Source organism: Nonomuraea sp. NPDC050786 (genome assembly GCF_040654115.1).
Taxonomy (GTDB): domain Bacteria; phylum Actinomycetota; class Actinomycetes; order Streptosporangiales; family Streptosporangiaceae; genus Nonomuraea.
Genome location: NZ_JBFAHJ010000009.1, coordinates 227,145 through 240,516 on the forward strand (window position 1 = coordinate 227,145; position 13,372 = coordinate 240,516).

10 protein-coding genes are annotated in these 13,372 nt (G+C 73.4%); 5 read left to right on the forward strand and 5 right to left on the reverse strand.

Annotated features, from left to right (window positions below):
• Position 1 precedes the first annotated feature (1 nt).
• Positions 2–337 carry a metalloregulator ArsR/SmtB family transcription factor gene (locus AB0H84_RS19825; RefSeq protein ID WP_357605671.1) on the forward strand — a complete coding sequence of 112 codons (336 nt, stop codon included), beginning with the start codon at positions 2–4 and terminating at the stop codon, positions 335–337.
• Positions 330–812: an SRPBCC domain-containing protein gene (locus AB0H84_RS19830; RefSeq protein WP_357605674.1), complete on the forward strand. Its 483-nt coding sequence runs from the start codon at positions 330–332 to the stop codon at positions 810–812. The genes AB0H84_RS19825 and AB0H84_RS19830 overlap by 8 nt, the downstream gene beginning before the upstream one ends.
• Here the strand turns inward: AB0H84_RS19830 and AB0H84_RS19835 are convergent.
• Complete coding sequence (locus tag AB0H84_RS19835; protein ID WP_357605677.1) at positions 791–6,856, reverse strand: CHAT domain-containing protein; 6,066 nt, start codon at positions 6,854–6,856, stop codon at positions 791–793. The two genes, AB0H84_RS19830 and AB0H84_RS19835, sit on opposite strands and share 22 nt — an antisense overlap.
• Before the next feature lie 197 nt (positions 6,857–7,053).
• Between AB0H84_RS19835 and AB0H84_RS19840 the strand changes: the two genes are divergently transcribed.
• A complete protein-coding gene (locus AB0H84_RS19840; RefSeq protein WP_357605679.1) occupies positions 7,054–7,458 on the forward strand; it encodes a nitroreductase family deazaflavin-dependent oxidoreductase in 405 nt (134 codons plus the stop codon).
• A 133-nt stretch (positions 7,459–7,591) separates the two neighbouring features.
• Here AB0H84_RS19840 and glgA read toward each other — a convergent pair whose 3' ends face one another.
• Positions 7,592–8,764 (reverse strand): glycogen synthase, encoded by a 1,173-nt coding sequence (gene glgA / locus AB0H84_RS19845; protein ID WP_357605681.1) that lies wholly within the window; start codon positions 8,762–8,764, stop codon positions 7,592–7,594.
• A gap of 158 nt (positions 8,765–8,922) precedes the next feature.
• On the opposite strand from glgA, the gene glgC reads away from it, so the two are divergent.
• Positions 8,923–10,158 (forward strand): glucose-1-phosphate adenylyltransferase, encoded by a 1,236-nt coding sequence (glgC, locus tag AB0H84_RS19850; protein ID WP_357605684.1) that lies wholly within the window; start codon positions 8,923–8,925, stop codon positions 10,156–10,158.
• On the opposite strand, the gene AB0H84_RS19855 is transcribed toward glgC, so the two are convergent.
• Positions 10,155–10,709, reverse strand: coding sequence for a TetR/AcrR family transcriptional regulator C-terminal ligand-binding domain-containing protein (locus AB0H84_RS19855; protein ID WP_357605687.1), 555 nt, complete (start codon positions 10,707–10,709; stop codon positions 10,155–10,157). The genes glgC and AB0H84_RS19855 overlap by 4 nt on opposite strands.
• Before the next feature lie 116 nt (positions 10,710–10,825).
• Between AB0H84_RS19855 and AB0H84_RS19860 the strand changes: the two genes are divergently transcribed.
• Complete coding sequence (locus tag AB0H84_RS19860) at positions 10,826–11,449, forward strand: VC0807 family protein (protein ID WP_357605690.1); 624 nt, start codon at positions 10,826–10,828, stop codon at positions 11,447–11,449.
• Positions 11,450–11,481: 32 nt separating this feature from the next.
• Here AB0H84_RS19860 and AB0H84_RS19865 read toward each other — a convergent pair whose 3' ends face one another.
• Together AB0H84_RS19865 and AB0H84_RS19870 are read right to left on the reverse strand one after the other, a co-directional pair.
• Positions 11,482–11,781 carry a hypothetical protein gene (locus tag AB0H84_RS19865; RefSeq protein WP_357605693.1) on the reverse strand — a complete coding sequence of 100 codons (300 nt, stop codon included), beginning with the start codon at positions 11,779–11,781 and terminating at the stop codon, positions 11,482–11,484.
• A 39-nt stretch (positions 11,782–11,820) separates the two neighbouring features.
• On the reverse strand, positions 11,821–13,371 hold the full coding sequence (locus tag AB0H84_RS19870) for a hypothetical protein (RefSeq protein ID WP_357605695.1): 1,551 nt from the start codon (positions 13,369–13,371) through the stop codon (positions 11,821–11,823).
• Between the last annotated feature and the right edge of the window lies 1 nt (position 13,372).

Here is a 13,372-nt window from a genome sequence, read left to right on the forward strand (position 1 = left end):
CGTGCCCGACGACCAGCTGAGCCTTACCTTCGCCGCGCTGGCGGACCCGACCCGGCGCGCGATCCTCGCCCGGCTGGCCGAGGGCGAGGCGACGGTGAACGAGCTGGCCGAGCCGTTCGACATCAGCCTCCAGGCCGTCTCCAAGCACCTCAAGGTGCTCGAACGCGCCGGGCTGATCAGCCGGGGCCGCGACGCGCAGTGGCGGCCCTGCCGCCTGGAGACGGCCCCGCTGGACGGCGCCGCGGAGTGGATCGGCCGCTACCGCGAGCGCTGGAGCGACCGGTTCGACCGGCTCGAGCAGGAGATCAGGAAGATCCAGAGGGGTGAGCATGAGTGACACCGAGTTCGTCATCGAACCCGGCCGCCAGGACATCGTCATGATCCACGTCTTCGACGCTCCCCGCGAGGTGGTGTTCCGGGCGGTCACCGACCCGGAGCTGGTGCCCCGGTGGTGGGGGCCGCGCGTCCTCAGCACCCGCGTCGACGTGATGGAGGTCCGGCGGGGCGGCCTGTGGCGGTACGTGAACGTCGACGCCCACGGCCGGGAGTACGGCTTCCGCGGCGTCTATCACGACGTGGTGGCTCCCGAGCGGTTCGTACGGACGTGGGAGTTCGAGGGCACGCCCGAGGACGTGGCGCTGGAGACCGTCGCCCTGGAGGAGGTGGCGGGCGGGACGCGCTACGTCGCCCGGTCGGTGCACCAGTCGGTGGCGGCGCGGGACGCGATCGTGCGGGCCGACGGGCCGCGGGGCGGGCGCGAGTCCATGGAGCGCCTGGCCGAGGTGCTGGCTCAGAGGCCCACCAGGACGTAGGGGGCCCACAGGTCGGGCTCGGCGGGGCCGTACAGGTCGCGTAGGTCCAGTACGGCCTCGCGCAGCGCCTGCGCGGGGGCCGTGCCGGAACGCAGCCTGGTGTGGAAGTCACGCATCAGCGCCCCGGTGACCTCGGCGGAGACCGGCCACAGCGGGAGGAGCACCGACCTGGCGCCCGCGTGCAGGAGCGCGTGGGCCGGCGCGGCCAGGTCGTCCCCGCTCGTGGCCCCGCCCTCCTGGGCGGTGAGGACGACGAGCCTGGCGTCCACGTTCATGCTCATGAGCCGCCTGGCGGTCAGGAGCCCGTCGGCGAGCCTGATGCCCGAGCCGAACGGGTCGCGGGCGTCGAACACGGCCTGGCACGACAGGTGCACCACGTCCCAGCTGCCGGGGAGTGCGGTCGCGGCGGCGTCCGGGCCGGTGAGGGGCCGGGTACCGAGCAGCGCGGCGACGTCTTCGAGCCCGGGTTCGGCGGTGCGGCCGAGCACCAGCGACCGGGTCGCGGTCGAGGGGGCTCGCTGTGCGAGGCGGGCCAGGGCGGCGACTGAGGGGGCGTACGTCACGGGGAAGCGCTCGAGGAGCGGGCGGCCGTCCGGGGCGAGGGCGTGGAGCGGGACGCGGTGGAGTCCTGCGTGCGGGACCAGGTAGAGGTGGTCCAGGCCGTCCTTGAGCGCGTCGAGCGCGTCCGCGAGGAGGAGGTCGGCCAGGCTGCGCCAGAGGGCGGCCCGGTGGCGGCGCGCCTCGATGTCCAGCAGCTCCGGCCGCCGCCCGTCGATGGTGGCGGTGAAGGCGGCCAGCAGGTCGTGGCCGACGGCGGTGGGGAAGGCGCGTGGCTCGGGCCAGCCGGTGCGGTGGGCGAGCACCGTCACGCTCTCCTCACCGACGTGAAAGCCGAGCAGGGCGGTCGCTCCGCCCGCAAGGCCGGGGGTGACAAGGGTGTCGAGCTGCAGCCGGCCGGGCGGGGTGCCCCGGCGCAGCGCGACGTGGCCGGGGGCGAAGGGCTCCATCCGCCGCCACAGCGCCTCGACGTCGGCCCGCGCGCCGCGGGCGCGCCGGATGAGCGTCGCGGCCTCCGCCGGGTCGCGCGTGTTGCGGGCGGCCGCCATGAGCGTCCGCACGGCGTCGAGCCCGCGCCGCTCCTCCTCCAGCAGCTCGCCGGGCACGTCGCCAGAGGCCTGCGCGTCCCCGAGGTCGAGCTGCGCGGCCGGTATGCGGGACTTGGCCTGCTCCACGTACCTCCAGGCCGTCATCGCGCGTCCCAGGCGGATGGCGAGACCGATGGCCCTGTCTGAGTCGTGGCCCAGCTCGCGGGCGCGTTCGGCGTCGGCGAGCGCGCCCGGCGAGTCTCCCAGCCCCTCCGCCGCGAGAGACCGGTGGTGCAGGGCGAGGCCCAGCTCCAGGTCGTGGCCGAGCTCCTCGAGCAGCTCCACGGCCTCGGTCAGCCGCCAGTGGGCCCGGGTGTACGACCCGGCGGCCACGTCGAGCGCGCCGAGGCGGCCCAGGGCGAGCGCCGCGCCGGGCCAGAAGCCGATGCTCTGGGCCAGGGCCGCCGCCTCCTCCAGGGAGACCTCCGCCCCGGCGGGGTCCTCGAGGCGGGCACGCATGATGAGCGCCAGGACCACGCCCCGGGTCCGCCCGCCGGCGCGTTCGAGCTCCAGGGCCCGTGCGGCGAAACCGCCGGCCTGCTCCCTCTCGCCTCGCAGCGCGCAGACCAGGCTGAGGTCGGCGTAGGCGTCCGCGAGGTCCGTACGGCCGCCCAGTTCCTCCTCGATCGCGATGGCCTCCCGGTACCGGGCCTCGGCCTCCGCGAGCTCGTCCAGCTTCAGGTGGAGCGCGGCGCGTCCGGCCAGCAGGGACGCCCGCCACGCGCGCCAGATCGGCGACGACACCAGCCCCAGTCCCTCGTCGAAGGCGGCGGCGGCCTCCTCCCAGCGGGCCTGGTCGGTGCGGATGCGGCCGAGCAGGTCGAGCGCCCGTACGAGATCGGCCGGGAGCGCGACGTCCGCGTCGCGGGCCAGGGCGACCGCCCGGGTGAGGTGCTCGGCGGCTTCATCCGGACGGCCCAGTCCCCTGGCCGCCGCGCCGAGGTTGCGCAGGTGGCCGGTCATGAGGTGGTCGCGCAGCTCGTGGCCGCGGGCGGCGTACGCGTGGGCGGCTTCCAGGTCTCCCAGCGCGCGGCAGAAGGCGGAGAGCTTGGCCAGCAGGAACGAGCGGTGCCGGGACGCGGTGGAGCGTCCGCCCACGCTCAGCTCTGAGACGACGGAACGGCTGTTCAGGGCGCGCTCGGCGAGGGCGCGGGCGCTCTCGAGGTCGCCTGCGGCCTCGGCCTCCTCGATGCGGAGCCACGTCTCCAGCCGCTCCGTCTGGTCGCCGCCCGCCCTGATCGCCTCCGCCAGGGTCGCGTGGCCGCGGGTGACGTCCCCGAGGGTGAGCTGGATGCTCGCCAGCCGCGCCAGCAGCTCGGCGTCCAGCCCTCCGCCTCCGCCCATGGCCGCGATGAGCTCGAAGGAGCCGCCGGACTCCGCCGAGCCACCACGCTCCACCGAACCACCGCTCCCGGTGCCGATGCCGCTCCCGGTACCGCTCCCGATGCCGCCGCGTGTCGGCCCGACGCCACCGGATGCCGGCCCGACGCCACCGGATATCGGCGCGACGCCACCGGATGCCGGCCCCACAGCCCCGGATCCCGGCCCTGCACCACCTGACACGCCACCGGATGTTGGATCGACGCCGTCCAGTGCCGGGTCGAGGCCGGCGAGGCCCATTTCCAGGGCCGTGCGGGCCTGGTGGAGCTCGCCGCGTGCCTCCAGGGCGAAGCCGAGCTTGATCGAGGCCGGCGCCGCCAGCTCCCGCAGGCCGCCGGCCCGGAAGCCCGCAGCCGCCGCCTCCAGCGCCTCCACCTGCGCATCCAGGTCACCGGTACGGGCGGCCAGCGCGGCCAGCCGGTCGTGTACGACGGCCTCCTTGAGCGGGTCCCCACCGGCCAGCCCCAGGGCCGAGCCGAGCCGTTCCCCGGCCTGCTGCCACGAGCCGAGCCGCGCGTCCAGCTCGGCCCGCCCCAGCGTGGCGGTGAGCAGGGCGGTCACGTCGCCCTCCGCGGCGGCCAGGTCCAGCGCGCGCTCCAGGTCGGCCGGCGCGTCGTCGAGGCGGTCGAGGAGCATCAGGCAGGAGGCGCGCATGGTCAGCGCGGAGGCCTCCTTCGCGAAAGCGCTCAGCCGGGCGAACGCCTGCCCCGCCGCCCCGAACTCCTCCAGCGCCCGCTCCGTGTCCCCCTCCGCGTACGCGAGCACGGCCAGGTTGTAGCGCGCCGAGGCGGCCCCGTCGTACTGGCCGAGGGCTTCGTACTCGCGTTCGGCCAGCTGAAAGGCCAGCCTGGCGCCGTCGGCGTCGCCGCGTTCGCGGCGGCGGAGCGCGATGCGGTACCACTCGTCGGCGGGCTCGCGCCGCTCCCCCCTCCGCCGCACGATCTCCACCAGCCGCGCCTCGCAGGCGGCGGCCTGGGCGGGGTGGCCGCGGCCGGCCAGGAGCAGGGCCTGCGCGTCGAGCGTCCTGCAGGCCTCCTCCCACGCCCCGGCCGCCTCCAGCTCGATGGCGCACGCGGCGATGCGTTCGCCCGTGGCCGTGAGGTCGTCCTGGTCGAGGGCCGCCCTGGCGGCGGGCACGAGCACCAGGGCCGCCTGCCGCGCGTCGCCGAGCTCGAGATGGAGGTCGCGGGCCCTGGCCGCGCAGGAGACGGCGCCGACGGGGTCGCCGGCGGCCAGGCAGGCCTCGGCCGCGTACCCCAGCTGGACCGCCTCCTCCCCGGCCAGCCCGGCACTCTCGCACAGGGTCGCGGCCCGCTGGTGGTGTTCGAGGGCGCGGGCCGGGTGCCCCGCCTGGAGGAGGACCAGGCCCATGTGCCCGAGCTGGAGCGCCTCGGAGGCGGTCTCGCCCAGCGAGCGGTAACCGGCCGCCGACCGGTCGAAGGACTCGAGAGCCCGGTCGAGCTCGCCCAGCTCCTGGTGGATGAGCCCCTGTTCGGACAGCGCGTACGCCATCCGGGACCCCGCGCCGAACGCCTCCGCGGCATGCCCCAGCACGACGCAGGCTGTGCGCCGCCGACCGAGCTCGCGCAGCCGCTGCCCCGCCTCCAGCAGGAACTCGCCGGGCGAGTCGGCCTGCCGCTCGGCGTACCGCAGCAGCTTGACCGCCACCGCGCCGTCCGGGGAGTCCGGCAGGGCCAGCGCGAGCTCGGTGGCGGACTGGGAGAGCCGCGGGTCCGGCGGCAGCGGGCCGTCGAGGACCGTACCGAGCCGCGACAGCAGCTCGGGGTCCCCGTCCCTGGCGAGCGCGAGGACCTCGTCCAGGTCGCGCGGGTCGCCCTGGGCGGAGAAGCGCGCCAGCAGCGCCCGGCACAGCACGCGCCGCGCGGAGCCGCCCCGCCCGCCCTCCGCCCCACCGCCGAAGTCCGGCGCCTGGTCGCGAGCGGTCTTCACGGCCGGCTCGACGCCGTGCCGAGCGGTCTTCACGGCCGGCTCGACGCCGTGCCGGCCGGTCTTCGCGGCCAGCTCGACGCCCTGCCGGGCCGCCGCCACCGCTTCGTGCAGGTCCTCCGCCCGTCCCGCGTGCGCGGCGCGCCGTAGCAGCACTTCCGAGACCAGCTCGTACGCCTGCGCCCGGAACGCCGGCCGCTCACCGGCCGCCAGGGCCTCGCGCAGCACGGCGACGGCCTCGTCGGTGTGCTCCGGGCGAAGGTCCAGGTGGAGCGCCCGGCCCAGCGTCAGCAGCGCCTCGGCCCTGGCCGGGTCCCGCTCGCCGTGGGCCGCGAGCGCGGCGCGGGCGGCGGCGATGGGCTCGGCGGGCTCTCCCCCGGTCACCATGGCCCGCTCGAGCAGCGCGTTCGCCAGGTTCGCGAGCAGCCTGGCGCGGTCCGGGTGCCCGGTCGGCACCGCCCCGGCCGCCTCGCGCATGACCTCGACGGCGCTCTCCAGGTCGGCAGGCTCGCCGGTGACGCCGTAACGCTTCCAGCGGCGGTCGGCCAGCAGGCCGAGCCGGACGACCGGGTCGGTCCCGAGCCCCCGCGCCGTCTCGTCGGGCGGCACGTGGAGGGCCTCCAGCATCTCGGTGCCGGCCTCCAGCGAGCGCTCGTCGCCCGTGACGACGAACCACTCGACCAGCCCCGCCGCGTACGGCGCCAGCACGCCCGGATGGGCCCACTGCTCGTGCCAGAAGTCCAGCGCGCACTGCCCCACCCTGATGAAGGCCAGCAGGTCGCGGTCGGCGAACGACCCCGCCGACCGCGCGTGCGCCACCTCCACCAGCGCCAGCAGGGCCCGCGACCGATCCTGGCCGCGCGGCTCCGTCCCGGTGGCCGCCAGGTACGCCCTGACCAGCTCCTCGTCACCGAACGCGGCCATGCCGAGCGCCGTGGCCAGCTCCCCCGCGTGGGCCGGCTCGGCCAGCGCCGCCCTGAACAGCACGTGCACCGCGTCGTCGATGTGCTCCCGCTCCCCCGTCACCCCGAACAGCCGCACCAGCCCGTCGCCCAGCACCGCGAGCGCGCCGGGCGCCCAGACGGGGTCGGGCGAGCGCACCGACTCCTGTAACAGCAGCTCTCCGAGCCGGTCGGCCACCTCGGGCGTGGGGTCGGCGACGGCCCGCCGCACCAGGGCGTGGACGAGCAGCCCCACATGCGGGTACGCAGCCGGGTCGACGTGCTGGAACACCTCTTCCACCAGCCCCGCCCACGTGTCGGCCGAGTCCCCGGTCGGCGCCTTCGAGCCGCGCAGCCTCTCGGGAAGGCGCTCGGGGTCGGCCACGGCCACGGCGGCGAAGAACGCGCCCGCGACCGCGGCGTCCTGCGTGATGCGCTGGTCGAGCCGGTAGCGGGCCAGGTGCAGCATGCCGATCAGCCGCCAGGTGGCCGCGTCGGACCGGTCGCCCGCACACGCGCGCATCGCCTGCTCGGCCTCGGCCAGCGCCGCGGGATCCCAGATCAGGCCGGGATCCGCGCTCTGCTCGAACCGCTCGATGCGGGCGGCCAGCGCGCCGGCCGGTTCGGTCATGGGCACGGGTTTTCACCGGGCTGCGTACCCGTACAGAACCGTGCCTTCGACCACATCGCCCCGTACGGTATCGCGCCCCGGCGCGCGCGGTCGCCCCTTTACGGTGCCGGCCGCCGCCACCTCCTGGCTTGTCCATTTCTCGGCCAGGCCTCGGCCAGCACCGGTGAGGCCACCCCCGTGACGGGTAGTCGGGGATCATGCTCTACGGCAAGGAACACGTACAGCGTTATCGGGAGACCAACGGCCAGGAGGGACACGACTGGAACAACACGACTGTCCTCCTGCTCACCACCAAGGGCCGCAAGTCAGGCCGGCCCTATACGACGCCGCTCATCTACCAGAAGCACGGCGAGGACCACGTGGTCGTGGCCTCCAAGGGCGGGGACCCGGATCACCCGCAGTGGTACAAGAACCTCCTGGCCGACGCCGAGGTGGAGGTGCAGGTGATGGGCGACAAGTTCCGGGCCCGCGCCCGCACGGCCTCGCCGGAGGAGAAGCCGGAGCTCTGGGGGCTGATGACCCGGACCTGGCCGGACTACGACGAGTACCAGAAGAAGACCGAGCGCGACATCCCGATCGTGGTCCTGGAGCGCGTCGGATGACGCCTCGATGACAAGAGCCCCGCCGTCGCGCGGCGGGGCTCCCTGACCTCACTTGATCTCGTAGGCCCTGACGACGGTCTCGGTGAAGGCGTTGAGGCCCAACAGGTGGTAGAAGTACCGCCTCATCCGTGGGTCAGGGACGCAGCGTGGCGTACAGGTCCATCGTGCGCTGGGCGATGCGCTCCCAGGAGAAGTGCTCGACGGCCCTCGCCCGCCCCGCCACCCCGAGCGCGGTGGCCCGCGCCGGCTCGCGGAGCAGGGTGTTGACGCGCTCGGCCAGGTCGGCGGCGAACCGCTCCGGGTCGTGCGGCGTGCCGTCGGGACCCTGGGAGATGGGGACGAGCAGGCCCGTCTCGCCGTCGGCCACCACCTCGGGGATGCCGCCGGTGGCGGTCGCCACCACGGCGGTCTCGCAGGCCATCGCCTCCAGGTTCACGATCCCCATGGGCTCGTACACCGACGGGCACACGAACACCGCCGCGTGGGTCAGCAGCTGGATCACCTCGGGCTTGGGCAGCATCTCCTGGATCCAGAACACCCCGTCGCGGTCGAGGCCGCGCACCAGCTCCGTGACCTCCGCCGCGATCTCCGGCGTGTCGGGGGCGCCGGCGCAGAGCACGAGCTGGGCCTCGGGGTCGAAGGAGCGTGCCGCGCGCAGGAGGTGGACCAGGCCCTTCTGCCGGGTGATGCGGCCCACGAAGATGACGTACGGCCTGCGCGGGTCCACCCCGTGCCGCTCCAGCACGTCGGTGGCGGAGTCGGGGGCGTATTCGGCGGTGTCGATGCCGTTGTGGATGACGCTGACCTTCTCCGGCGGGATCTCCGGGTAGGCGGACAGGACGTCGCGGCGCATGCCCTCCGACACCGCGATGACCGCGTCCGCACCGGCCAGCGCGGTCCGCTCGGCCCACGACGAGATCGTGTAGCCGCCGCCGAGTTGCTCGGCCTTCCACGGCCGCAGCGGCTCCAGGCTGTGCGTGGTGATCACATGGGGTACGCCGTGGAGCAGCTTGGCGACGTGTCCGGCGAAGTTGGCGTACCAGGTGTGCGAGTGGACGACGTCCGCGCCCTCGCAGGCGGCGGCCATCTCCAGGTCCACGCCGAGCACCTGCAGCGCGGCGTTGGCCCCGGCGAGCCCGTCGGGCACGCGGTAGGCCGAGACGCCGGGCTCGGCGCGCTCGGCCCCGAAGCAGCGCACGCGTACGTCGGCGAGCTTCCGCAGCTCCCTGGCCAGGTATTCCATGTGCACCCCGGCCCCGCCGTAGACCTCCGGCGGGTACTCCCGGCTGAGCAGATCAACACGCATGACATGACCTTATTGGGGGTCGTGTCCGGCGGGCCACAGCGACAAGCCGAAGATCAGGAGCTCCCGATCGCGCATTGCACAACAAATCTGGACACGAAGGAAGTTCTCCATGCCGGGTTTCGTCGATAGATCGGCCATTTGGGGGTAGCGTCCTGGACATGAAGTCCCGAAAGGTGCTCGCGGTCGTGCTGGCAGGTGGAGAGGGCAAGAGGCTCATGCCGCTCACGGCGGATCGGGCGAAACCGGCCGTGCCGTTCGGGGGGATGTACCGGCTCGTGGATTTCGTGCTGTCGAACCTGGCGAACGGCGGCTTCCTGAAGATCGTCGTACTGACGCAGTACAAGAACCACAGCCTCGACCGGCACGTCTCGCGGACCTGGCGGCTGACCGCGATGCTGGGCAACTACGTGACCCCGGTGCCCGCGCAGCAGCGGCTCGGCCCGCGGTGGTTCTCGGGTTCGGCGGACGCCCTGTTCCAGAATCTCAACCTGATCTACGACGAGATGCCCGAGCACGTGATCGTGTTCGGGGCCGACCACATCTACCGGATGGATCCCCGGCAGATGGTCGAGCAGCACGAGGACTCGGGCGCCGACGTGACGGTGGCGGCGATCAGGCAGCCGCTGTCGCTGGCCGACCAGTTCGGCGTGATCGAGACCGATCCTGAGGGCCGCAGGATCGTGGCGTTCAGGGAGAAGCCGAAGGACGCGGTGGGCCTGGCCGACTCGCCCGACGAGGTGTACGCGTCGATGGGCAACTACGTCTTCAAGACGCAGTCGATGATCGACGCGCTGCGGGAGGACGCCCTCGACCCCACCAGCAAGCACGACCTGGGCGGCAACATCATCCCGATGCTCGTCAAGTCGGGCGGGGCCGACGTGTACGACTTCGCCAACAACATCGTGCCCGGCTCCACCGAGCGCGACCGCGGCTACTGGCGCGACGTGGGGACGCTCGACGCCTACTACGAGGCCCACATGGACCTCATCTCGGCGCATCCCGTCTTCAACCTCTACAACGACAAGTGGCCGATCTTCACGGGCCACGACCCGCTGCCGCCGGCCAAGTTCGTGCACAACGAGGGCGACCGGGTGGGGCACGCGATCGACTCGCTGGTCTCCCCCGGCGTGATCGTCTCCGGCGGCACGGCGATCAGGTCGGTCCTGTCGCCCAGTGTCGTGCTCCACTCGCACTCGCTGGTGGAGGACTCCGTGCTGATGGAGAACGTCAAGGTCGGCCGGGGCGCCATCGTCCGCAAGGCGATCATCGACAAGAACGTCGTGATCCCCGACGGGGCGCGGATCGGGTTCGACCTCGAATACGACCGCACCCGGTTCGCGCTGACCAGGGGCGGGGTCGTGGTGATCGGCAAGAACGAGATCGTCGACCGCTAGCCGCGCAGCCTCAGCAGCCGGTCCACGTACGTCCTGGCGTGCTCGGGACCGATCGGCCGGTTGAAGAAGATCGCGTGGTAGTAGATCGGGGCGAGGACCAGTTCCATGAGCTCCAGCAGCTCGGGCGGGTCCTCGCCACGCCGTCGCGCCCGCTCCAGCATGGCCTCCAGCTGCAGGGCCCGGTCCGTCATGTAGGTCTCGTAGTCGCCGCCGCTGGTGCCGATGTGCGCGGCGCGCACATACAGGCGGCCCAGCGGGCCGGCGACGTCCGCCGCCACCCTCGTGGCGTACGCCTCCAGGTCGCCGCGGAGCGAGCCCGTGTCGGGCACCGGCGAGCCCTTGGAGAGCTGCTCGGTCACCGTGTCGTCGACCAGCGCCGGCAGCGTGCCCCAGCGGCGGTAGATGGTCGCCTGGTGCACGCCTGAACGCTCGGCCACCCGTGCGATGCTCAGCGTGTCCCAGTCCTCCTCGCGCAGCAGCTCGAGGACCGCGTCGTGAACGGCCGCCCGGACCTTCGCGCTGCGGCCGCCGGGCCGTCGTGCGGGTTGCATGCCCCTTACTTTAATGCGAAATCTCTTGCGTTAGCACTCTATCCGGCTTATCTTGAAGCGAAATTCTTCGCGTTAAGGGGTCGGCCCCGGCCGGCGCTCCCGGAAAGGACCTGGCCGTGAACCGCTCCCTCATCAAGGTCGTCGTCGGGGACGTCCTCCCGTCGATCGCCGTTTACTACGCGTTACGCGTGCTCGGCGCGAGCGAGTACGTCGCGCTGCCGGCCGCCGCTGCGACGGGCGTCGTACGTGCCGCCTATGTCGGGATAAGGGAGCGCAAACTTGACGGTTTCGCCGCCTTCATGGGGCTGATCTTCGGCCTGGGACTCGCCCTCGCCTTCGTCACCGGCGACGAGCGCTTCCTGCTCGCCGTCAAGTCCGCCACCACCGGCTCCATAGCTGTCGTGCTGGCGGCCACGTGCATGGCCAGGCGCCCCGCGGCGTACGGGATCGCCAAGCGGTTCGGCGCGGAGGACGCCGCCACGGCCGCCCGCTGGGACCGGCTGTACGAGGCGGATGCCCGCTTCCGGCGGGTGTACGTGGTCATGACGCTGACCTGGGCCGGGGCCCTGCTGGCCGAGTCGGCGATCCGCATCCCGCTGATCTACCTGCTGCCCGTGGACGTCATGGCCGGCCTGTCGTCGGTGCTGCTGATCGGCACCCTCGTGCTGCTGGCCGCCTGGAGCGCCTGGTACGGCCGCCGCGGCGAGCAAGCCGCCGCCGCCCAGCACCAGGCCTCCTGATCCGGGAGCACGCCGCCCCGCAACCGCGCGGCTCAGCCGCCGCCGTCCCAGGCGCCGCGGGCACTCCACCCCGGGCTGCCCCACCGGATGACCCAGGCGGGCTGCGGGGGCCGGCTGGGGTGACGGTCGAGGTAGACCGGGCCAGGGTCGCCGGCGAGGTGCGGGTCGCGGCCCCAGACGGTGCGGTACCAGGTCTCGTAGTCGTCACACAGCGGGTGTGACACGCCGGCTGCGCCCACCTCGCAGAGACCGGCCTCGGCGGCAGCGGCCGGTCCGAAGAGCACCACACCGGCGATCAGCATTCCGCCTGCGGCTACGAAGTTACCTTTCACGATCCCCCCCTGTAATCATGAAGTGACGACACGACCACTCTAAGAAGCGACGTCCGTATCGTGGCGGAACGGCACGGCGGGCCTGCGGTGTACGGCCGTCGCCACCCCGAGGGCAAGGGCGGCATATCCCCAGGAGACGGCCAATCCCGCCCAGGGCGGGAGCGGGTAATAGCCCCCGATCAGCGACGACACCACGTCCACGTGCGCGAACGTGGGGACGCTCTGCGTGATCGCGAACCCGGCGGCAGGGGTGATCATCAGCAGCCACGGCGCCAGGCCCGCGGTCGCCAGCAGATCGGGCACGACGACCAGCGCGATGGCCAGCCCGATGGCGACGGCGGCCCGCTTGACCAGCGCGGCGAGGCCCAGCGCCAGGACGGCGGCGGCCGCGGTCAGGGCCGCGTAGCCGACGATCACCCGCAGCTCGGTGCCCAGGGAGATCGGCTGAACCGGGTTCTGGTTGGCGCGCAGCATCGCCAGGCCGACGGGGATCACGACCCCCGAGGTCACCAGCCCCGTCACGAACGCGACCGCGCCGACCACCACGGCCTGGGCCGCCAGCAGCCGCGCCGGATGCGGCCCGGCCTGCGGACCGCCCCCGATCGGCCCCCGCCGGTGTTCCGCGGTGCAGAACGTGACCGCCACCACGAGCACCAGGATCAGCCCCAAGGCCGCGCCGATCAGCATGAGGTCAGCGCGCACACCGCCCTCCACCGTGGCCGGCCCGATGTCACCGCCTCCGGTCACGATGAGCTTGTCGCCGGACTCGACGACCCCGCCCGGGTGATGGGGAGTCCTGCCGTCGGACTCCAGGGCGACGCCGACGTCGTCGCGACGCCACGGACCGTTCGCGCCCTGCAGCGTGATCTGGTCGAAGGTGGCGGTGGCCTGGGCGAAGGCTTCCGCCATGTCCCACAGGGCGCCCGGCGAGGTGGCGAACAGCCCGATCTCGACCGTCTCCGGCAGCCCGGTCAGCTTGACCGTGCCGACCTCGCTCCACGTCCTGCCGTCGTCGGACTCGTAGCCGGTGACGGTCTCGCCCGACCTGGTCAGCCGGAGCCACTGGGGGCCGTTGTGCGGACCGCCGGCCACGTCGTGGGTGTAGTTGTACTGCATCCGCACGCCGTGGTCCCCGGTGAGCATGACGGCGGCGTACGGTGTGCCCTGCTTGAGGCTCGGCCTGACGAGGAGCCCGACCTTCGCCCACGGCACCACTCCCTGCTTGATGTTGCGCACCCCGGGCACGGCGTCCGGCAGCCGGATCTGCCCGGTCAGGTCCGACACACGGGCGGTGAGGCTGCCGTTCCCCTTGAGCGGCTGGTGCACGAAGTAGTACTTGTCCTGCACCGCCGTGCCATCGGGTCCCACCAACGGCGCGGGACAGGCGCCCTCCCCCTTCCCGGTCACGCAGGTGGTGCGGACGCCCCCGGCGACCAGCAGTCCGAGCGACACGGTGACCAGTACGGAGGCCGCCATCGTGAGCAGCCGGCCGCGCGCCGCGCGGAACCTGGCCCACTGGGCGCGCAGCACCTGGGGGAAGCCGTCCGGTCCGGCCTGCCGGCTGGATCGGTGAGGCGTGAATGAACTCATG